This is a genomic window from Streptomyces polygonati (genome assembly GCF_042650325.1).
Classification (GTDB): domain Bacteria; phylum Actinomycetota; class Actinomycetes; order Streptomycetales; family Streptomycetaceae; genus Actinacidiphila; species Actinacidiphila polygonati.
The window spans coordinates 111,306-131,633 of record NZ_JBHSBB010000022.1; the positions used below are offsets into that span (position 1 = coordinate 111,306).

17 protein-coding genes are annotated in these 20,328 nt (G+C 73.1%); 6 read left to right on the top strand and 11 right to left on the bottom strand.

Annotated elements, in window-relative coordinates:
* Nucleotides 1-5 precede the first annotated feature (5 nt).
* The gene (locus tag ACFO3J_RS27975; protein ID WP_386434943.1) at nt 6-3,170 is read left to right on the top strand and encodes a bifunctional [glutamine synthetase] adenylyltransferase/[glutamine synthetase]-adenylyl-L-tyrosine phosphorylase; all 3,165 of its coding nucleotides are present in this window, start codon (nt 6-8) and stop codon (nt 3,168-3,170) included.
* 35 nt (nt 3,171-3,205) lie between these two features.
* Here the strand turns inward: ACFO3J_RS27975 and ACFO3J_RS27980 are convergent, their stop codons facing one another.
* From ACFO3J_RS27980 to ACFO3J_RS28005, 6 genes are read right to left on the bottom strand one after another with little or no spacing between them, the layout of a single operon-like run.
* Nucleotides 3,206-4,075 (bottom strand): phosphatase PAP2 family protein, encoded by an 870-nt coding sequence (locus ACFO3J_RS27980; RefSeq protein ID WP_386434946.1) that lies wholly within the window; start codon nt 4,073-4,075, stop codon nt 3,206-3,208.
* A gap of 36 nt (nt 4,076-4,111) precedes the next feature.
* Entirely contained in the window at nt 4,112-5,161 is a 1,050-nt protein-coding gene (locus ACFO3J_RS27985; RefSeq protein WP_386434948.1) for a LacI family DNA-binding transcriptional regulator, read from the bottom strand.
* Nucleotides 5,162-5,195: 34 nt separating this feature from the next.
* Nucleotides 5,196-7,016 carry a glycoside hydrolase family 13 protein gene (locus tag ACFO3J_RS27990; RefSeq protein WP_386434951.1) on the bottom strand — a complete coding sequence of 607 codons (1,821 nt, stop codon included), beginning with the start codon at nt 7,014-7,016 and terminating at the stop codon, nt 5,196-5,198.
* 48 nt (nt 7,017-7,064) lie between these two features.
* A complete protein-coding gene (locus tag ACFO3J_RS27995; RefSeq protein ID WP_386434955.1) occupies nt 7,065-7,922 on the bottom strand; it encodes a sugar ABC transporter permease in 858 nt (285 codons plus the stop codon).
* An 11-nt stretch (nt 7,923-7,933) separates the two neighbouring features.
* A complete protein-coding gene (locus ACFO3J_RS28000; RefSeq protein ID WP_386434958.1) occupies nt 7,934-8,926 on the bottom strand; it encodes a carbohydrate ABC transporter permease in 993 nt (330 codons plus the stop codon).
* Nucleotides 8,923-10,227: an extracellular solute-binding protein gene (locus ACFO3J_RS28005; RefSeq protein ID WP_386434960.1), complete on the bottom strand. Its 1,305-nt coding sequence runs from the start codon at nt 10,225-10,227 to the stop codon at nt 8,923-8,925. The genes ACFO3J_RS28000 and ACFO3J_RS28005 overlap by 4 nt, the downstream gene beginning before the upstream one ends.
* 349 nt (nt 10,228-10,576) lie before the next feature.
* Between ACFO3J_RS28005 and ACFO3J_RS28010 the strand changes: the two genes are divergently transcribed.
* Nucleotides 10,577-11,212, top strand: coding sequence for an HAD-IA family hydrolase (locus tag ACFO3J_RS28010; protein WP_386434963.1), 636 nt, complete (start codon nt 10,577-10,579; stop codon nt 11,210-11,212).
* 256 nt (nt 11,213-11,468) lie between these two features.
* Nucleotides 11,469-11,957 carry a GNAT family N-acetyltransferase gene (locus ACFO3J_RS28015; protein ID WP_386434965.1) on the top strand — a complete coding sequence of 163 codons (489 nt, stop codon included), beginning with the start codon at nt 11,469-11,471 and terminating at the stop codon, nt 11,955-11,957.
* Nucleotides 11,958-11,974: 17 nt separating this feature from the next.
* Here the strand turns inward: ACFO3J_RS28015 and ACFO3J_RS28020 are convergent, their stop codons facing one another.
* A complete protein-coding gene (locus tag ACFO3J_RS28020) occupies nt 11,975-13,951 on the bottom strand; it encodes a hypothetical protein (RefSeq protein ID WP_386434968.1) in 1,977 nt (658 codons plus the stop codon).
* A 235-nt stretch (nt 13,952-14,186) separates the two neighbouring features.
* The gene (gene glnII / locus ACFO3J_RS28025) at nt 14,187-15,206 is read right to left on the bottom strand and encodes a glutamine synthetase (protein ID WP_386434971.1); all 1,020 of its coding nucleotides are present in this window, start codon (nt 15,204-15,206) and stop codon (nt 14,187-14,189) included.
* Nucleotides 15,207-15,562: 356 nt separating this feature from the next.
* Between glnII and ACFO3J_RS28030 the strand changes: the two genes are divergently transcribed.
* The 3 genes from ACFO3J_RS28030 to ACFO3J_RS28040 all read left to right on the top strand — a co-directional run bounded on the left by ACFO3J_RS28030 (nt 15,563) and on the right by ACFO3J_RS28040 (nt 18,091).
* Entirely contained in the window at nt 15,563-16,441 is an 879-nt protein-coding gene (locus ACFO3J_RS28030; RefSeq protein WP_386434974.1) for a Gfo/Idh/MocA family protein, read from the top strand.
* Between the two features lie 161 nt (nt 16,442-16,602).
* A complete protein-coding gene (locus tag ACFO3J_RS28035) occupies nt 16,603-16,968 on the top strand; it encodes a hypothetical protein (protein ID WP_386434977.1) in 366 nt (121 codons plus the stop codon).
* Nucleotides 16,969-17,083: 115 nt separating this feature from the next.
* Nucleotides 17,084-18,091, top strand: a complete 1,008-nt coding sequence (locus ACFO3J_RS28040) for an NADPH:quinone reductase (protein WP_386434980.1) — start codon at nt 17,084-17,086, stop codon at nt 18,089-18,091.
* Between the two features lie 40 nt (nt 18,092-18,131).
* Here ACFO3J_RS28040 and ACFO3J_RS28045 read toward each other — a convergent pair whose 3' ends face one another.
* The 3 genes from ACFO3J_RS28045 to ACFO3J_RS28055 all read right to left on the bottom strand — a co-directional run bounded on the left by ACFO3J_RS28045 (nt 18,132) and on the right by ACFO3J_RS28055 (nt 20,101).
* Nucleotides 18,132-18,608: a Clp protease N-terminal domain-containing protein gene (locus tag ACFO3J_RS28045; protein ID WP_386434982.1), complete on the bottom strand. Its 477-nt coding sequence runs from the start codon at nt 18,606-18,608 to the stop codon at nt 18,132-18,134.
* Nucleotides 18,609-18,615: 7 nt separating this feature from the next.
* A complete protein-coding gene (locus ACFO3J_RS28050) occupies nt 18,616-18,810 on the bottom strand; it encodes a helix-turn-helix domain-containing protein (protein WP_386434985.1) in 195 nt (64 codons plus the stop codon).
* 139 nt (nt 18,811-18,949) lie between these two features.
* A complete protein-coding gene (locus ACFO3J_RS28055; RefSeq protein ID WP_386434988.1) occupies nt 18,950-20,101 on the bottom strand; it encodes a serine hydrolase in 1,152 nt (383 codons plus the stop codon).
* Nucleotides 20,102-20,328: the final 227 nt, after the last annotated feature.

Here is a 20,328-nt window from a genome sequence, read left to right on the forward strand (position 1 = left end):
GCGTGATGCGTGATCACGCCCTGGACGTGTGGTCGCGCCGGGAAACGCCGGGAGGGCTGATGCAGGGACGCCGCAGCAGTACGTTCAGCCGGCTGCTGCGGCACGGCTTCACCGATCCGGGCGCCGCCGAGCGCCTGCTCGAAGCCGATGTGCTCAGCGCTGTGCGCGCCGACCCCGTCCTGCTGGACGCGCTGGCGGCCAGCGCGGACCCGGACCAGGCGCTGCGCGGGCTGGTCCGGCTGACCGAGGCGCTGGAGCCGGGGGAGCGGCGGGCCCTGCTGGACACCCTGGTCACCGGCAAGCCGCTGCGCGACCGGCTGCTCGGCGTGCTGGGTGCCTCGGAGGCGCTGGGCGACCACCTGGCCCGGCACCCGGCGGACTGGCACGCGCTGGTCACCTACGAGTCCGCCGACCTGCGGGCCGGCGTCCGCGAGTTCGAGCGCGGCCTGGCCGCGGCCGACACCCCCGACAAGCTGCGCGCCGCCTACCGCCGCTGCCTGCTCGGCGTGGCCGCCCGTGATGTGTGCGGCACCAGCGACCTGGTGCGCACCGCGGCGGAACTCGCCGACCTGGCCACCGCCACGCTGCGCGCCGCGCTGAAGATCGCCGCCGCGGAGCAGCCGGAGGACGCCGCCGCGTGCCGGCTCGCCGTGATCGGGATGGGCAAGGCCGGCGGCCACGAGCTGAACTACGTCTCCGACGTGGATGTCATCTTCGTCGCCGAAACACCTGAAACCCCTGAAAGCTCTGAAACCCCCGAATCACCCGGGGCGTCCGAGGGGACGCGGGCCCCCGCAGCGGCCGAAGCGCCGCCCCGCGACGAGGGCGCGGCCGTCCAGGCCGCCACCCGGCTGGCCGCCCGGATGATGCGGATCTGCTCGGACAGCACCGCCGAGGGCACCATCTGGCCGGTCGACGCCAATCTCCGCCCGGAGGGCAAGAACGGCCCGCTGGTCCGCACCCTGGCCAGCCACCTCGCCTATTACAAGAGGTGGGCCAAGACCTGGGAGTTCCAGGCGCTGCTGAAGGCCCGTCCGGTGGCGGGCGACGCCGCCCTCGGCGCCGCCTACATGGAGGCCATCCGCCCGATGGTCTGGCAGGCCGCCGAGCGCGAGCACTTCGTCGGCGACGTCCAGCAGATGCGCCGCCGGGTCATCGACAACATCCCGGTTTCCCAGGTGGAGCGGGAGCTGAAGCTCGGCCCCGGCGGCCTGCGGGACGTCGAGTTCGCCGTTCAGCTGCTCCAGCTGGTGCACGGCCGCACCGACCCCTCGCTGCGCAGCGGCACCACCCTGACCGCGCTCGCCGAACTGGCGGCCGGCGGTTACGTCGGCCGCGCCGACGCCGCCTCGCTGGACGCCGCCTACCGCTTCCTGCGGCTGATGGAGCACCGCATCCAGCTGCAGAAGATGCGCCGCACCCACCTCGTCCCCGACGACGAGGCCGACCTGCGCCGCCTCGGCCGCTCGCTCGGCCTGCGCGCGGACCCGGTCACGGCGCTGAACCGGGAGTGGAAGCGGCACGCCATGGAGGTGCGGCGGCTGCACGAGAAGCTGTTCTACCGTCCGCTGCTGGACGCGGTGGCCCAGCTCGGCAGCGAGGACACGCGCCTGAGCACCGACGCGGCCCGGCAGCGGCTCCAGGCCCTCGGCTACGCCGACCCGGCCGCCGCCATCCGCCATCTGGAGGCGCTGGCCAGCGGGGTGAGCCGCAAGGCCGCCATCCAGCGCACCCTGCTGCCGGTGCTGCTCGGCTGGTTCGCGGACTCCGCCGACCCCGACTCCGGACTGCTGGGCTTCCGCAAGGTCTCCGACGCGCTCGGCAAGACCCCCTGGTATCTGCGGCTGCTGCGGGACGAGGGCGCCGCCGCCCAGCGCCTGGCCCGGGTGCTGTCCTCCGGCCGGCTCGCCCCCGACCTGCTGCTGCGGGCCCCGGAGGCGGTGGCCCTGCTCGGCTCGGCGGGCGGGCTCACCCCGCGCGACGGCGCCGCGCTGGAGCAGGAGGTGATGGCCGCGGTGGGCCGCGCCGAGACCGCCGAACAGGCGATCACCGTGGTGCGCGGGGTGCGCCGCCGCGAGTTGTTCCGTACCGCCGCGGCCGATCTGATCGACACCTACGGCGACGACCCGTCCGAGGTCAGCGCGCCGGTCGCGCTGACCGTGGCGGGCGAGCGCACCCTGGACGCCGCCGCGCTGGTGGACCGGGTGGGCACCGCCGTCTACGGCATCACCACCGCGACCCTGGCCGGCGCGCTGCGCACCGCGGTCCACGCCGTCACCGGCGGCGACCTGCGCGCGCTGCCCACCCGCTTCGCGGTCATCGCGATGGGCCGTTTCGGCGGCCGGGAGTTGGGCTACGGCTCGGACGCCGACGTGCTCTTCGTGCACGATCCCTACGACGGCGCCGATCCGGGGGAGGCCGGCCGGGCCGCGCTGGCCGTCGCCGACGAGCTGCGCCGTCTGCTGATGATCCCCACCGCCGACCCGCCGCTGCTGGTGGACGCCGATCTGCGGCCCGAGGGCAAGAGCGGCCCGCTGGTCCGCAGCCTGGCGTCGTACGCCGCCTACTACAAGCGCTGGTCGCTGGTCTGGGAGAGCCAGGCCCTGCTGCGGGCCACCCCGGTGGCCGGCGACCCCGGCCTCGGGGCGCGCTTCATCGAGCTGATCGACCCGCTGCGCTATCCGCGCGGCGGTCTGGACGAGGACGCGGTACGGGAGATCCGCCGGCTCAAGGCGCGGATGGAGTCGGAGCGCATCCCGCGCGGCGCCGACCGCACCACCCACGCCAAGCTGGGCCGCGGCGGGCTGTCCGACATCGAGTGGACCGTCCAGCTGCTCCAGCTCCGGCACGCCGCCCGGCTGCCCTCGCTGCGCACCACCGGCACCCGCCCCGCGCTGGCCGCCGCGCGGGAGGAGGGCCTGATCGACCCCGCCGACGCCGCCGTGCTGGACGAGGCCTGGGTGCTGGCCACCCGGGTCCGCAACGCGGTGATGCTGGTACGCGGCCGGCCCGGCGACGGCTTCCCCGGCGACGCCCGCGAACTGGCCGCGGTCGCCCGCTACCTCGGCCACCCCTCGGGCCATGTCGGCGACATGCTGGACGACTACCGGCGCCGCACCCGGCGGGCGCGGGCCGTGGTGGAGCGGCTGTTCTACGAGTACGAGGGCTGAGCGCGCCGGGGCCCGGACCGGCCCCGGCGGCCGGTTCAGCCCGGGGCCGGCTGCGGGTAGCGCGGCATCCGGTACACCCAGCGGCCGTACACCAGATAGGCCAGCGTGTAGGCGACGCCCAGCACGAACGCGCCGCCCACCGCGTCCAGCCAGAAGTGGTTGCCGGTGGAGATGATCACCAGCAGCGTGAGCGCCGGATACAGCCCGGCCAGAATCCGTACGAACAGCGGCGCCGCCAGTGTGGCCACCGTGATGCCGCACCACAGCGACCAGCCGATGTGCAGCGAGGGCATGGCGGCGAACTGGTTGGAGACCTTCGACAGCTTGCCCTGGTCGACCGAGCCCCAGGTGTGGTGCTCCCGCACGGTGTCGATGAACCCGCCACCCCTCAGCAGCCGCGGCGGCGCCAGCGGGAAGAGCCAGAAGCCGAGAAGGGCCAGCCAGGTGGTCATGAACACCACCGTCCGGGCCGGGCCGTACCGCCCGGGATGATTGAGGTACAGCCAGGCCAGCACACTGATGGTGACGATGAAGTGCAGCGTGGAGTAGAAGTAGTTCATCACCACGATCAGCCAGGTCACCGAGTTCACGCCGTGGTTGATGGCGTGCTCGACGCCCAGGCCGATCGAGCGTTCGAAGTCCCAGACGTCGCTGGCGTGCGCCAGCGCCACGGTGCGCTCCTGCGGCACCGCGTTCCGGATCTGCGAGTAGAGCCAGTAGCTGACCCCGATGAGCAGCACCTCGAACCACAGCCGGGGGCTGCGCGGTGTGCGGATACGGGTGATCAGACGGTGGCGCAGCGATCCACCGGTCCGGTGGCCGGCCGGGTCGGCGATGGTGGACCCGCTGGACTGCGACGGATCGGCCGGCTGGCCTTTCGTCGTCTTCGCAGGCGGTTCCCCCATGGCGACAGTCTGCCAGATATGTGCCGTTTCACAGCGTTATGAACCGGGCCGATCGGTCAGAACGCGGCCGCCGGCCGGCACCGCCGCGGTCGAGCCGCGCACCACCAGTTCGGGCAGGAAGACGAACTCGCTGTGCGGCGCGGGCGTGCCGCCGATCTCCTCCAGCAGCGCGTTCACCGCGGCCTGGCTCATCGCCGCCACCGGCTGCCGGATGGTGGTCAGCGGCGGATCGGTGAAGGCGATCAGCGGCGAGTCGTCGAAACCGACCACCGAGACGTCCGAGGGCACCGACAGTCCCAGCGCCCTGGCCGCCCGGATCGCGCCGAGCGCCATCATGTCCGAGGCGCAGACGATCGCGGTGCAGCCGGAGGCGATCAGCGCGCCCGCCGCCGCCTGGCCGCCCTCCAGGGTGAAGAGGGACTGCTGGATCAGCGCCTGCGCCTCCTGCGGGGACCAGCCGAGCACATCGCCGGTGGACGCCACGAAGCCCTCGATCTTGCGCTGGACCGGGACGAAACGCTTCTGCCCGACGGCCAGCCCGATCCTGCGGTGGCCGAGCGCCGCCAGGTGCGTGACGGCCAGCCGGACCGCGCTCCGGTCGTCCGGCGACACGAAGGGCGCGTCGATCTTCTCGGAGAAGCCGTTGATGAGCACGAAGGGAACGCCCTGGCCGCGCAGCCGGGCGTAGCGCCCGGTGTCGGCGGTGGAGTCGGCGTGCAGGCCGGAGGCGAAGATGATGCCGGCCACCCCGCGCTCCACCAGCATCTCGACCAGTTCGTCCTCGGTGGAGCCGCCCGGCGTCTGGGTGGCCAGCACCGGGGTGTAGCCCTGCCGGGTGAGGGCCTGCCCGATGATCTGGGCGAAGGCCGGGAAGATCGGGTTCTCCAGCTCGGGGGTGATCAGGCCGACCAGCCCCGCGCTGCGCTGCCGCAGCCGTACCGGCCGTTCGTAGCCCAGCAGATCCAGCGCGGCCAGCACGGACTCACGGGTGCCCGCGGAGACTCCGGGCTTGCCGTTGAGCACCCGGCTGACCGTCGCCTCACTGACCCCCGCCTGGGCTGCGATGTCAGCGAGCCGTGCGGTCACAGGACTGGATGCTAGGCGACGAAGGGCCACCACGTCAGATCGCCCACCAAATTGCCGTGTCTGCCGCGATAGCGACACCGGGGCCGGAATCGCCAGCAAACGTACCGGCTACGGCCTTGGCCGGCGCCCCGCTGCTCAGCAGCTCGCGGCCGGGCGCCGGGAGGGCCACCGCGGTCCCGGTGAGATTGACCGTGCAGACGAAGCCGCGGGCGTCGTCGGGATCGGGGCTGTCGCGGCGGAAGGCCAGCACCCCGTCCGGCGCGTCCAGCCAGGTCACCCCGGTGCCCGCGCCCAGCGCCGGATGCTCGCGGCGCAGCGCGATCGCCGCCCGGTACAGCTCCAGGGTGGACTCCGGGTCGCCGGTCTGCGCCTCGACGCTCAGCCCCGCCCAGCTCAGCGGCTGCGGCAGCCAGCTCGGCCCGCCGGTCCGGGGACCGAAGCCGTACGGCGGCTCGCTGCCCGACCACGGGATCGGCACCCGGCAGCCGTCCCGGAAGCCGTCCTGCCCGGCGGCCCGGAAGAAGGACGGGTCCTGCCGTACCTCGTCCGGCAGGTCCGTGACGTCCGGCAGGCCCAGCTCCTCGCCCTGGTAGAGATACGCCGAGCCGGGCAGCGCCAGCATCAGCAAGGTGGCCGCGCGGGCCCGGCGCAGGCCCAGCTCGCGGTCGCCGGGCTCCCGCAGCTGGGTGGGGGCCACCACCGGGGTCTGCCCGTCGAAGGCCGGGACCGGGTGGCCGAGGCGGGTGGCGTGCCGGGTCACGTCGTGGTTGGACAGCACCCAGGTGGCGGGGGCGCCGACCGCGTTCATGGCGGTCAGCGACGTGTCGACGACCCGGCGCAGCGCCCGGGCGTCCCAGGGCGTGGTCAGGTACTCGAAGTTGAACGCCTGGTGCAGTTCGTCGGGCCGCAGATAGAGCGCGGCCCGCTCGATGGTCGGCGTCCACGCCTCGGCCACCGCGATCCGCTCGCCGGGGACCCCGCCCGAGGCGGAGCCGGCGGAGAGCTCGGGCGCGTACCGGGGGGAGTACTCGTCCAGCACCCGCCGCCAGTCGCGGTAGATCTCGTGCACGCCGTCCTGGTCGAAGTACGGCATCGCCGACGTGCTGAGCAGCGACAGCTGCTCGGCGCGCCCGATGTCCGGCAGCCCCGCGGCCTTGATCAGGCCGTGCGCCACATCCACCCGGAAGCCGTCGGTGCCCAGATCCAGCCAGAAGCGCAGCACCGAGCGGAACTCGTCGTGCACCGCGGGATGGTCCCAGTTGAAGTCCGGCTGCTCGGGCGCGAACAGGTGCAGATACCACTCGCCCGGGGTGCCGTCCGGGTTCACCGTGCGGGTCCAGGCCGGCCCGCCGAAGACGGACTCCCAGTCGTTGGGCGGCAGCTCCCCGCTGTCCCCCTTGCCGGTACGGAAGTGGAACCGCTCGCGCAGCGGGGAGCCCGGGCCGCCGCGCAGCGCCCGCTTGAACCAGTCGTGCTGGTCCGAACAGTGGTTGGGCACCAGGTCCACGATGACCCGCAGGCCCAGCGCGTGCGCGGTCCGGACGAGTTCGTCGGCGTCCGTCAGACTGCCGAACATCGGGTCCACCGCGCGGTAGTCCGCCACGTCGTAGCCCGCGTCGGCCTGCGGCGAGGCGTAGAACGGCGACAGCCACACCGCGTCCACCCCGAGATCGCGCAGATAGGGCAGCCGGGCGGTCACACCGGGCAGGTCGCCCATGCCGTCGCCGTCGCCGTCGGCGAAACTGCGCGGGTAGACCTGGTAGATGACCGCGTCGCGCCACCAGTCCCCGCGCTCGGCGGCCTCGGCGTCGGGGTTGGCGGCGGAGCTGGGCGCGTCGGTGAGGTGCTGGCTCATGACTTCCTTTTGCCGGGGCCTTCGGGGCGGTACGGGAGGGACGAGGGGTCAGCCCTTGGTGCCGCCGGCGGTCAGGCCGGTCACCAGATGGCGTTGGACGAGCAGGAAGACGATGCCCGCGGGTATCGCGATGACCACCGAGGCGGCCGTCAGCGAGCCCCAGTCGGCCCGCTCGTCGGCGGCGAAGGTGCGGATGCCGACCGCGAGCGTGGTGTGCGGGCCGCGCATGAACTCGTTGGAGTAGGCCACCTCGCCCCAGGCGGTCAGAAAGGTGTAAAAGGCGGTCACCGCCAGGCCCGGCCGGGCCAGCGGCACGATCAGCCGCCAGAAGGTGCCGAACGGGTTGAGGCCGTCCACCCGGCCCGCCTCGTCGATCTCGCGCGGGATGGTGTCGAAGTAGCCCTTCATCATCCAGGCGCAGAACGGCACCGCGATGGTGCAGTAGACCAGGATCAGCCCGAGGTAGCTGTCGAGCAGGTCCAGGCTCACCAGCAGGTTGTAGAGCGGCACGATCAGCACCGCCACCGGGAACATCTGGGTGACCAGGAAGGTCCACATCAGCGACCGGTGGCCGGGGAATCTCATCCGGGAGATCGCGTACCCGGCGCTGGCGGCGATCAGCACCCCCAGCACGGTGGTGGCCCCGGCCACGATCACCGAGTTGAGGAACCACCGGGGGAAGCCGCTGTGCAGCAGCACGAACCGGTAGTTGCCCAGGCCCAGATGGTGGACGACCTCGCCGGGCTGCTGCCAGGCCGAGCCGGGGCCCAGCGAGATGAAGACGATCCACAGCACCGGGAAGACCGCGATCGCGCTGGCGGCGATCAGCGTGGCGTGCAGGGCGACCGACCGGCCCGGGCTCCGCCGGCCGCGGCCCCGGAAGGCGCGCTGGGTGGTTGCGCTCATGGCGGCGCCTCCTAGTCCTGGGCCGTCAGCCGGCGGCGGTAGAAAGTGGAGAAGGCGACCAGGATCAAGAGGATGACGATGCCGTAGGTCGCGGCTCCGGAGTAGTCGGACACTCCCGTGAAGGCCTTCTCGTAGGCGAAGGTCACCAAGATGTCGGTGTCGCCGGTGGTGTTGCCGCCCAGCAGCAGGAAGATGATCGGGAACATGTTGAAGGTCCACACGGTACTCAGCAGGATCACCGTGCCGGTCACCGGCCGCAGCCCCGGCACCGTCACCTGGAAGAAGCGCTGCAGCGGCGAGGCGCCGTCCATCTCGGCAGCCTCGTACAACTCGCCCGGGACCGCCTGGAGCCCGCCCAGCAGGGCGACCATCATGAACGGGACCCCGCACCAGACGTTCACCATGATCACCGCGACCTTCTGGGCGAAAGGAGTGCCCAGCCAGTCCTGCGCGGGCAGTCCGGCGCCGGTGACGATGTCGTTGAAGACGCCGTACTGCGAGTTGAACATCAGCCGCCAGGCGAACACCCCGATGAAGGCCGGCACCGCCCAGGGCAGGATCAGCGCCAGCCGGTAGAACAGCCGGAAGCGCATGGGCCGGTTGAGCAGCATCGCCATGCCGAGCCCGAGGCAGTAGGTGATCACCACGCAGGAGACCGTCCACACCACCGTCCACTCCAGGCGCGGATAGAAGTCGCCGTCCCGGCCGGACAGGATCTGCCAGTAGTTGTGCAGACCGACGAAGTGGTAGCTCGCGCCGATGTGCACCGGCCCGATGTTCTTGGCCGAGTTGAGCTCGGTGGCGTCGGTGAACGACAGGTACAGGCCGTAGCCGAGGGGGTACAGCACCAGTACGCCGATCACGATGATCACCGGGGCGACCATCGCCCAGGCGTACCAGTGCCTGTCCCAGGACCGTCGTACCGCGGTCAGCGGACCCGGCCGGGAGGCGCGCGGCGGGCGGGCCGCACGCCGCGCCGGTTCGTGCGTGGTCGCGGTGGTCATCGCGAGGCGCTGAAGCCCGGCAGCAGCTTGGCGAAGTCCTTCGCCGCCGCGTCGAGCCCGCCCTGGACCGAGGTCTGGCCCTGGAGGATCCTGATGTACTGCTGCTGCAGCGGTGTGAACAGGCTGCCGACCTGCGGCAGCGCCACCCGCGGCCGCGCGGTGTCCATGATCGGCTTGAAGCCGGCGATGGTCGGGTTCTTCAGTACCTCGGGGGTGTAGGCCGAGCTACGGGTCGGCAGCGTGCCGTTCTTCAGCGCTATCTGCTGCTGCGCCGCCGAGGACGTCATGAACCGCGCGAACAGATACGCCGCCGGAAGGTCGGCCGACCCCTGGTACACCGCCAGGTCGTGACCGCCGGTCGGCGCCAGCGCCTTCCCGGAGGAACCGGCCGGCACCGGGGCGTAGCCGAGGTTGGACTCCTTGCCCCGGAAGGCCGAACCGGTCAGGTCGTCGCCCACCGACCAGGGGCCCTGGATCAGCATCGCGACCTTGCCGGTCTTGAACGAGGTCTGCATGTTGTCGTAGGCGCTGGCGAAGTCGACCTTCAGCGAGGAGGTGTCGTAGATCTTCTTCGCCTCGGTGACCGCCTTGACCGCCTCCGGCGAGTTGACGGTGATCTTCTTCGCCGCCGGGTCGGCCAGATCGGCGTTCTCGCCGAACAGCAGCGGCAGCAGGAAGTACGCGTCCGGGTTGACGTAGGTGCCGGTGACCCCGGGCACCTTCGCCTTCACCCGTGCGGCGTCGGCGATCAGTTCGTCCCAGGTGGCCGGCGGCGCGGCGATCCCCGCCCGGGCGAAGACATCCTTGTTGTAGAGCAGTCCGAGCGTGTCGGTGACCGACGGGACGCCGTAGGTCTTGCCCTCGTACCGCGTGGTGTCGAGGGGTCCGGGGACGAAGTCCTGGGTGTCCTCTAACGCGGCCGTCCCGTCCAGCGGCGCGATGTAGTGCAGCGCGGCGTACTCCGGGATCAGCCCCACATCGGTCCTGATCACATCGGGCGCGCCCTTGCCGCTCTGCGCCGCGGCCTTGAACTTCTGCTCCACGGTGGTGAAGTCGACGTTCTGGTAGTCCACCTTGATCTTCGGGTACTTCACCTCGAAGTCCTTGATGAGCGCCTGGTACGCCGGGGCCTCGTTCTTGGCGTCGGAGGTGTCCCAGTAGACGAGGCTCCCCGAGACCGAAGCGGGGTCCTCGGCCGAGGCCTTGCCGCCCTTGCTGCCGCTGTCACTGCCGCCACCACAGGCGGTCGTCCCGAGAACGATGGCCGCGGCCATCGCCACGGCCGATATGCCGCGTCGCATACCTGACTCCTTCGAGAGGGAGGTGCCCGGTGCCCGCTCGCCCTGGTCCTGCTGATCGGCTCGGGCTGGGGAGGACCGTAACAGCGCCGCAATCACTTGCGAAAGAGGCTGCAAGAAACTTTCCGCAACGGCTTTCCTCCGGCCCCCGCGGGCGCCGCGCCCGCGGCGCGCGCCGCAACGCGCGCCACGAGGGCCGCTGTTCGGGCAGGATCGGCGGCATGCGGATTCGAGTGCTGGGCAGAGTTCACACGAGTGGTGGGCGGGTAGGAAGTGCTGGGGTTGACGGCGGGCGGGTGCCCGACGGCCAGCCGGTCGGCGGCGCGCGGGCAGGGCGGGCCGGGTGCCGGTCATGAGCCGTCCGACCGGACTGATCCTGGACTTCGCCGGGGTGCTGACCACCAATGTGGCGGCGGCCATGCTGGGCTTCGACCGGAGGGAAGGACTGCCGGACGGTACGTTCCGGACGCTGGTCACCGAGGACCCCGAGGGCAGCGCCCTCTACGCGGACCTGGAGCGCGGCTCCCTCGACCAGGCCGAATGGAACGCGCGCACCGCGCCGTTGCTCGGCGTGGACAGTGCCGGTCTGCTCGGGCGGGTCCTGCGCGACCTGCGCCCCGAACCCCTGATGATCGCCGCGGCCGGGGCGGCCCGCGCGGCCGGCATCAGGGTCGGCGTGCTGTCCAACAGCCTGGGCGCCGGGCCGTTCGACCTCTATCGCGGCTTCGACCTGTCCGCCGACTACGACGCGGTCGTCATCTCCGAGCACCACCGGCTGCGCAAGCCGGACCCGGCGATCTACCCGATCATGCTGGAGCTGATGAAGCTGCCGGGGGAGGAGTGCGTCTTCGTCGACGACACCCCGCACAACCTGCCGCCGGCCGAGAGACTGGGCATCACCACCGTCCTCGCCGAGGAGCCGGCGGACACCATCGCGCGGATCGAGGGGCTCTTCGATGTGACCTTGACCACGAACCGGCCCCGCTGACCACGGCTTTCGCGGCCTCGCGGCCCGGCCGGGAGGAGGCGGACGGGAACCGCTTGCAGGGTCTTGCTGAAAGCCCGGGTCCGGTCCCGGGCGCGGCTCCGGCGAGGACGCCCGGTGCGGCTCCACGTCCTCCGGCCGGGGCGGGTGGAGGCATGAGCGGGGCGGGCAGGGGCACTTGGCGCCCCCCGAGCGGTGAGACGCGTCACTTCCGGCCGCCCGGGGGAACGGGCGGCGGCGCCCGGGCGTCCATACACCTATGAGCACTTCGTATGTCACGATCCGGCCCGCGGTCATCGAGGACCTGGACGCCATATGCGACGTCCATGCCCGGGCCAGAGCGACGTACTACGAGGGCCACCTGCCGAGCGAGGCCTACAGCGGCCCCGAGGAGCTGGAACGGCAGCGGACGGGGACGTCGGAGGCGATCACCTCGCGCGAGCGCACCGTGCTGTGCGCGGTACGCGGCGACCACCTGGTGGGCTTCGCCGTCCTCGGCGCGCGTTACGAAGGCGACAAGCTCTTCCACTTCCACATCGACCCCGAGGTCTGGCGGACCGGCACCGGCACCGCCCTGCACCGCGCGTGCGTCGCGGTCTGGCAGGCCGCCAAGCTCGCCACCGCCAGCCTTGAGGTCTTCGCGCCCAACGCCAGGGCCCGCGCCTTCTACGTCAGCCAGGGCTGGGAGGAGCACACCCGCGCGGGCGACCACCTGACGATGCTGCTGCGGGTGCCGGCCGCCGCGTAACTCCCTGCCGGACGGCCTCAGCCACCGCTCAGCGGCGCCAGCGAGCCGCCGGTGGCCAGCCGGCCACTGAGGGCCGGGCGGACGCCGCGGGGCGCCCGGACGGCCAGGAAATCGCCGTCGGCGGCGGCCTCCACGCCGTGCGAGGCGGTGATCCGGGTGACATCGCGGCTGCCCGCGGCGAGCAGATACCAGTGCCCCGCCGGTGACTTCCACATCACGCCGGCCATCACATCCTGACCGAAGCGGCTGCACGCGTGCCCGTCGGTCTGCTGCCCCGCCGTGGCGCCGGGCGCCGTCACCGCCGCGTCCGGCGGCACGAACCGTACGACCGCCTGCCCCGGCCCGCGCCAGGTGTCCGCCCGGTCGCAGGTCCACGACGCCGCGCCGCCCGCCTCGGGCAGCGCGGTGCGGGCGAACTCCCAGGCGTTGACCGACCGCACGCCCTGACCGCGCAGCGTCCCCAGCCGGCAGGCGTCGTGCGCCCAGCTCACCAGGGCCGGGGCGCCGGTCGCCTCGCGCGGCTGCCGGGCCGGCGCGCCCGCGCCGGGCGGCGGGGTGTAGGTCAGATGCACGGGGGACAGGTCGCCCAGATCGGTGAGCAGGAAACTGTGCCGCTCGGCGACCTGGGCGGCCGACCGCAGTTGGAGCACCGGCCAGGTAGCGGGGCAGCCGGTGCCGTGACCCGCGCCCGTCGCGGTGTCCGTCGCCGTGCTCGCCGCCGTGCCCGTCCCGGGAGTGGGGACCGGATCGGTCACTCCCTCGCCGCTCCGGCCCAGCTCCGCGGCCGGCCGGTCGGGCCGCATCAGGTCGCGGGTCCCGGCGCCCGCGATCCAGGGGGCGGTCAGATAGCGCGTGTCGCCGTCCACCCGGGTCAGCACGACCGCGGCCGCCGTGGTGATGTCGGCGCCCTGGACCTGGGCGAAGTCCAGCGCGGCCCGGCCGCCGCCCTGCCGCGGCCGGGCGTAGCGGATCAGTCGCAGCCCGTCGTAGAACAGGACGACGGTCGCGCGGTCCACATCGCCGGCGAAGAGCAGCTGCGGGGGCTGGGCGGGTGCGGTGCGGGGGGTGCCCGGGGTGGCGCTGACGTCCACCGCGGGGCCCGGGCGCGCCCAGACCGCCAACGCCTGTGCCAGCAGCGCCTTGTCGGCCGTCCGGCTGCCGCGTGCGGGCCAGGCGGTGAAGTCCATCCGGGCGGTCGCCGCCCACGAGCCAGGGGCGGCGCGGACCAGCGCGGCCGGATCGAGGTCGCGCGCGTCACCGGCCACCGGCGAACCGCCGCTCGCCGTGTACGAGGCGGGCGCCCGCCCGTCGGTCCACACCGTCGTCAGCAGGCCGCCGGCCGCGACCACCACGGCCGCGCCCGCCGCCAGCCGCAGCCGGTGCCGGCGCCGCAGCAGATCGGTCGGCCGGGCCTGGACCGTGCAGGGGTCGAACTCGGCGGCCGCCAGCAGATGATGAGCCTCCAGGGCGGGGCGCTCCGCCGTCACCCCGGCCGCCCGCCGCACCGCGCCGCGGGGATCGGCCGCCCCCGCCCGCTCCAGCAGGGCGCGGACCCGCTGGGTGTCCAGCCGCTCGGCGGTCCGGAGGGCGAAGGCCGCACGGGCCTCGGGTCCGAGCGCCGACAGTGCGCGGTCCAGGGCGAGTTCGGCGTCGTCACCCACGCGCGGATGGACCCGCAGCCCCAGCACATGCGGCAGCCGCACGCCGTCCAGCGCCATGCGCAGCCGGCCCCAGCGGCCGAACTCCAGCGCGCCGCGCAGCACTTCGAGCCGCAGCAGTCCGTACGCCCCGCCCTCGACCGGACCGGTGCGACCGGAGCGGGGCAGCGTCCGCTGCGCCAGCCGGTGGGCCACCAGCACCCGGCGGTGTTTGCCGAGCCCGGTCGGCAGCGTGAGATACGCCAGCCGCACCAGCCGCGGATAGTGCTCCATGAGCGCGGCCTCGGCGTCTTCCACCGCGACGTGCGGCGAGCGGGCGGCGGCGTCCTGGGACACGGAAGCGGCATGGCGCGGGCGCGGGTTCACGCTCCGTCAAACGAGTGGTTCTTGCGATGGTCACTCGAAGCCGCGACGGCGCAGGCCGGTACGGGGGTGCGCGCGTCCCGGGCGCGGGCGGCGCGCGAAGGGCGCCCACCGGCCGGCGGGCGCCCTTCGCGCGCGACTTCACACAACTCGTCCGACCGGCCGGCTCACCGGCCGGTCGGACCGGGCCGGATCAGACCAGACCGGATCAGACCAGGCCGGCCTTCTCCAGCGCCGAGCCGCACGTGTCGACGATCAGCCGGGTCACCACGTACGGGTCCACGTTCGCGTTCGGGCGGCGGTCCTCGATGTAGCCCTTCTGGTCCACCTCGACCTGCCACGGGATGCGGACCGAGGCGCCGCGGTTGGACACGCCGTAGCTGTACTCGTTCCACGGCGCGGTCTCGTGCGCGCCGGTGAGGCGGGCTTCGACGCCGGAGCCGTAGTGCTTGATGTGCTCCAGCGGCTTGTCGTCGCGGCCCAGCGACTCGGCGGCCTCGATGATCGCCTCGTAGTTCTCGCGCATCGCCTTGGTGGAGAAGTTGGTGTGCGCGCCCGCGCCGTTCCAGTCGCCCTTGGCCGGCTTGGCGTCCAGCGTCGCGGACACACCGAAGTCCTCGGCGGTGCGGTAGAGCAGCCAACGGGCCACCCACAGCTGGTCGGAGACGTCCAGCGGGCTCAGCGGGCCCACCTGGAACTCCCACTGGCCCGGCATGACCTCGGCGTTGATACCGGAGATGCCCAGGCCGGCGTTCAGGCAGTTGTCGAGGTGCTTCTCGACGATCTCGCGGCCGAAGATCTCGTCGGCGCCGACACCGCAGTAGTAGCCGCCCTGCGGGGCCGGGAAGCCGCCCTCGGGGAAGCCGAGCGGGCGCGAGCCCTTGAAGAAGGTGTACTCCTGCTCGATGCCGAACAGCGACTCCTGCGCGGCGAACTTCTCGGCCACCTCGCGCAGCGGGGCGCGGGTGTTGGACTCGTGCGCCGAGCCGTCGATGTTGAAGACCTCGCACATCACCAGGACGTCGTCGGCGCCGCGGAACGGGTCCGGGTAGGAGGCGACCGGCTTGAGTACGCGGTCCGAGGCGTGGCCCTCGGCCTGGTTGGTGCTGGAACCGTCGAAGCCCCAGATGGGAAGCTCAGCGCCGTCGGCGAGGATCCTCGTCTTGGAACGCAGCTTCGCGGTCGGCTCGGTGCCGTCTATCCAGATGTACTCAGCCTTGTAGGTCACGGTGACGCCATCCTTAACGAACGTGATCGCGGGTGCTGGCCGCTGAGCGGCGCTGATCGGGCCGGGTGCAGCGTCGCAAGACGCCTTTTCCCAGCCATTGCCCCGCTGTTAACCGCGTGTGAACGCGCCCTGCGTACGGGCCGGATGACCAGCGGTTACGGCTCAGCAGTCACTTGCGATCACCCGCGTCCCGCCGGGCCCGGAACGGATGCGAACCGCCGGACCGGGACCGGCTCGGGACCGGCTCGGGAGCCGTGCCGGGGCGGGTGCACAATGAGCGCCGTGCCGCACATCGCCGCTGCCGGCTCGGGGCCCCTTCCCGGCCGGCTCCGGTCACCGGAAAGGACAGGTTGACCATGCGCGTAGGACTGTTCGGGACCGGCCCCTGGGCCCGGATCACCCATGGGCCGGCGCTGGCCGCGCACCCCGACACGGAACTGGTGGGGGTGTGGGGCCGCAGGCCGGAGGCGGCGGCCGAGGTCGCCGGGCTGTTCGGGGCGAAGGCGTACGAGGACGCGGACGCGCTGATCGCGGACGTGGACGCGGTGGCGATAGCGCTGCCGCCCGCCCTCCAGGGGCCGCTGGCGGCCAGGGCCGCGCTGGCAGGCCGCCATCTGCTGCTGGACAAGCCGGTCGCGGCGACGGTCGAGGACGCGCACGCGGTGGCCGACGCGGTGCAGCGCGCCGGAGTGGCCTCGGTGGTCTTCTTCACCCTCCGCTTCGACGCCGCCAGCGCCGAGTGGATCGAGCGGCAGGCGGCGACCGGGGACTGGTACACCGGCCGGGCCGACTGGTACGGCTCGGTGTTCGGCGCCGGCGCCAGCCCGTTCGCCGACTCGCCCTGGCGGCGGGAGAAGGGCGGCCTGTGGGACGTCGGGCCGCACGCGCTGTCCGTGCTGCTGCCGGTGCTCGGCGACGTCACCGAGGTGCGCGCGGCGCGGGGAGCGGGCGACACCACGCATCTGACGCTGCGTCATGCGGGCGGCGCCTCCAGCACGGCGGTGCTCACCCTCACCGCGCCCTCGGCCGGAGCCGGGGTGGCCATCGAGTTCCGCGGTACGCACGGGGTCACCACCTACCCGGACGGCCTCAGCGGGCCCGCCACCGAGTCCTTCGCCGGCGCGATCGAGGCGCTCACGGCGGCGATCGCCAGCGGCACCCCACACGCGTGCGACGCGCGGTTCGGGGCCCGGGTGACCGAGATCCTGGCGGCGGCGGAGGCGGCCCTGCGGTAGCCGGGCGGGGAAGGCCGGGACGGCCGGGGGCGGGCCGGGAGCGGGCTGGGAGCGGGCTGGGAGCGGGCTGGGGAGCGTCCGCGCATATCACCGTAAAAGATCACGCGGCGGGAGCTTCGTACCCCTTCCGGCTGTCCCGGCCCGTGTCTATGGTCGAAGGCATGACAGCTGCGGACTGGTGGTCGATAGAGATCCTGGACGCCGAGCACGCGGAGACCTCGGCCGCCGCGTGGCGCGACGCCTACGCGCAGACACTCGCCGAGTCGTTGGTCACCAACGGCGCGGCGTCGTGGGAATGGTTCGAGCACAGCTGGGGCGTGGTGCTCGAAGTGGCCTTCGCGGAGGAGCGCGACTGGCTGCTCTGGAAGGCGCTGCCCGGCACCCGGGCCGCGCTGGACGCGGTGCCGGACGCGTTGACCGGCCTGCTGATCCACCGCGGCCACGGCGGCTCCTCCGGCACGTACGTCCCGCGCGCCCCGCGCGTCTCCCCGACGGCGGACCGGGTGGCGGTCCCCGAGCCCGGGTAGTCGGCGCCGGCCGCCTCCCGGGGTCCCAACCCGCCCTGCCCGGCGCGGATACCCGGATGGAGCGAAGATCGCGTTCCGCGGGAAGAAACCCGCCGGGCGGGCGGCTGTACGGGGTATGAAGGCGATCATCTACACCACCACCGGCGACCCCGACGTCCTCACCCTCACCGACCGCCCGCTGCCCGAGCCGGGCCCCGGCGAGGTCCGGGTCCGGGTCCGGGTCTCCGGCGTCAATCCGACCGACTGGAAGGCGCGGCGCGGCACCGCCCCCGACGGCGAGAAGGTGCCGAATCAGGACGGCTCCGGGGTCATCGACGCGGTCGGCCCCGGCGTCCCGCCGAGCCGGGTCGGCGAGCGCGTCTGGCTCTGGGAGACCGCCGTCGGCCGGGGCGACGGCACCGCGCAGCAGTATCAGACGGTGTCCGCCCGCCAGGCCGTCCCGCTCCCCGAGCACGCCTCCTTCGACCTCGGCGCGAGCCTGGGCGTCCCCGCCCTCACCGCCCACCGCGCGCTCACCGTCGCCGACGGCGGCCCGCGGCGGCTGGCCCCCGGCGCCCTCGACGGCCGTACGGTGCTGGTGGCCGGCGGCGCGGGCGCGGTCGGCAACGCGGCCATCCAGCTGGCCCGTTGGGCCGGGGCCACCGTGCTCACCACCGTCAGCGGCCCCGACAAGGCGGCGCTGGCCACCGCGGCCGGCGCCCACCACGTCGTCAACTACCGCGAGCAGGACGCGGCCGCCGAGATCCGCCGGCTCGCCCCGGACGGGGTGCACATCGTGGTCGAGGTCGCCCCCGCCGCCAACGCCGAGCTCGACCTGGCGGTGACCGCCCCCGACGCCGTGGTCGCCTTCTACGCCAGCGACAGCCCGGCGATGGAGGTCCCGATCCGCGCGTCGATGACCGGCAACATCCGCTGGCAGGGCGTCCTCGTCTACGCCGTGCCGTCCGCCGCCAAGGACGACGCGGTGGCCGCCGTCACCGCCGCCCTCGCCGACGACGCGATCAGGGTGGGGGAGAAGGCGGGCCTGCCGCTGCACCGCTTCCCGCTGGAGCGCACGGGCGACGCGCACGCGGCGGTCGAGGCCGGGGCGATCGGGAAGGTGCTGGTCGACGTCGCGGACTAGCCGCATCCATAGGGGCTTCCCGCCGCGCGGTCCGCGGGGCTCAGCAGCCGGCCAGGCGCTCGCTGATCTCAGGGCCGCGCAGGCCCAGTTCGGTGAGCAGGTCGGCCGCCGGGTCGGGGTGCCGGGTGGCCAGCAGCGCCAGCAGGAGATGGCGGGAGTCGATGCGGCGGCCCCGGCGCTCCCCTTCGGAGATCTCCTTCGCGCGGACGAGCAGCGTGCGCGCCGAGGAGCTCAGCGACATCCGGCGCTGGCCCCGGACGGGTCGCGGCGCGAGCCGCCCGTCGAAGTGGATGCCGAGGGCGGCCAGCGCCGCCCGGTCCATGGCGTCCAGGGCCTCCCGCCCCTGGTCGAGGGTCACCCCCAGGGCGCGGGCCGGCGGCGCGTCCTGGTCGTGGAGGAGCGCGAGCAGGAGTTGGTCGGTGCCGATCCGGCGGTCCCCCCGCCGGTCGGCCTCCTGGCGGGCGAGTTCGAGCACGGTCTTGAGCCGAGCGGGCACGGCGGTGGCGCTTTCCGGCATGACGACCTCACTTTCCGTACTTCGCGTGTACCGACTGGCGTGACACCCCGAGGGCGTCACCGATCTGTTCCCACGACCACCCCTGCTGCCGGGCCAGCGCCACATGCGCGGCTTCGACCTGCTCGGCGAGCCGGTGGAGCGCCCCGACGGCCCGCAGGCCGACGGCGGGGTCGTCCGAATTCACCACCTCGGTAAGGTCCATGCCTGTCAGCCTAGACTGACAAAGGACGCGACGTCAATCCACATTGACAAGGTCGCCGGAGTGGATCACGGGCGGATCACGGGCGGTTCACGAGCGGATCGGGACCGGATCGTGTCGGCCGCGCGATGGCCGGATCGCGTCAGTGCGGCAGTGCGGCGGTGAACGACTTCGCCGCCGCCGAGGCCGCCGCCTCCACCAGGTCGATGCCCTTGCCCTCCGAACCCTGGCCCGAGGAGAGGACGCTGATCAGCAGCCGGTGGCCGTCGTACGTCACCAGGCCGATGCTGTTGATGTCCCACAGCCCGGTGGCCGAGCGCTGGAGCCACCCGTTCTTCAGGGCATAGCCGGCGTCGTCGGAGTCGGCGGCCGAGACGCCCCAGCGCTGGCCGGCCGATATCGACGTCATCAGCGACTTCATATACGTACGGGACGCTGCGGAAAGGGGCGATCCGCCGGCGCCGAAGACCGCGCGGAGCAGGGTGAGTTGATCGGCGGCGGTGGTCTGGGTCAGCCCCCACAGATCGCCGTCGCCGCCCACCGTGTGCCGCAGCCCCAGGGTGGCGTTGGCGGAACCGAGCCCCGGCGCGCCGCCGATGGCCTCCCACAGGGCCTCGGCCGCGTCGTTGTCGCTCACCTCGATCATGGAGGTGGCCAGATTCCGCTGTCCGGCGCTGAGATTCGTGCCGGCGTGCTGGTGCTGGAGCAGCAGGGTGGCGAGGATGTCGACCTTGACGATGCTGGCGGTGTCGTAGGCCCTGTCCCCGCTGTCGCTGTCGTACGTGGCCTTCGCCGGGCCGTCCAGATCGGCGACGCCCACGGACAGCTTCCCGTCACCGCTCCCGGGCACGTCCTCGATCGCCCGGGCGAGCGCCTGCTGGGGGTCGGGGGGCGGCGCGGTGCTCGCGGCGGGGGTCGCCCGCACGGTGGCGCTCGGCGAAGGGGAAGGCGGGGGCGGCGGCGGGGAAGCCGGCGGCGAGGCCGGGGGCGCGGGGGAGGCGGACGCCGGCAGGTCGGAGGCCTCCGTCGTGGTCGTCACCGCCAGCGGCCCGCTCGGCCCGCTCGGCCCGGTCGACGCCGCCGGTGACTCCGCGCGTGATCCGGCCCGCGCCGACGGCGGGTGCACGATGGCGGTCAGTGTCAGCGTCGCCATCACGGCGAGCGCGGCGACCGACACCACCAGCTGCCGGGTCCACCAACGATCCACGCTCCCGGGGGCGTCCAGCGACGCGCCTATCCCGTCCTCGCCGTCCTTGTGGCCTCCGCCGTCGTCCGACGACCGTTCCTGACTCATGGAGAGCACCGTACGAACGATTTCTTTGCATGGGCTGAGAGCCCGGTTCCAATCTTGTGAATCTGGCCAGAGGCTGCCATCTGGGGACTTCTTGCACGACTTCTGTCAATTATTTCGCCTTACGTTCGATCTATTGCGCACCCGTAACCACGTCGTTACGATCCCGGGCACCAGACTTCCGAACCGCTGCCGATTCCGATCAGCCGCGCAGAGTGGGAGTCGCGCCG